Raw genomic sequence first — 663 nt, 5'->3', positions numbered from 1 at the left:
TTGGTAGCAATGTAGGATCACAGTCGACCTTCGTTGATGAAGCGCGAACGAGATCCAACATTTTTTGATTGTCCATCTTGCCGTAGAACTGCTCTGCGCTCTTTTCTGACTTCATATTGTTGACAGCAAATAGCAATGAGTAAGACGAATTCAGTGCTAAGTCGTTAAGCAGTGGATCGTTCGAAAACGCCACCATAGCAGGGTTGAGTGGACGGTGACCCAAAGACGAACGAGCGCCTGCAACACAAAGAAGCACAACGAAAATCGCCAAAAGAGGGCGCCATTTCCAATTGATTTGTTGCGCGCTATCGGTCAGTTTTTTGCTCCATTTCCAGCCTAAAACTAGCGTCAAAGCGGTGCCGATTGCACCAATAAACAGTTCTAGTTTGTAGCCAGTCCAAAGCATGCTCATCACTTCTTTCGGGTAGATGAGGTATTCAACAAACAGGCGGGTTGGACGCAGGTCATATTCTTGAATGAATGGCGCCGTTGCCAGCTCCATGTACACAAGAATCCATAGCCCAGTGACCATCCACAAGCGCAATACCCATTTCCAGCATTCTCCGACCTTGCCTTTTAGTGGCATGAAAGAAGAAAGCAGAGCAGGGAGGATGAACAACCAGCATAACGTTGCGATATCAACACGCACGCCTTGGCCTAGGA

The 663-nt window shown here is 47.7% G+C and carries 1 pseudogene; it reads right to left on the bottom strand.

The window, feature by feature from the left end:
• Window positions 1-663, bottom strand: a pseudogene (locus R7Q11_RS26820) (LTA synthase family protein); the annotation flags it as partial.

The sequence above is a fragment of the Vibrio sp. 970 genome, assembly GCF_033339075.1.
The sequence above is the reverse complement of the archived record's forward strand: the minus strand, read 5'-3'. Positions and strand labels throughout refer to the sequence as shown.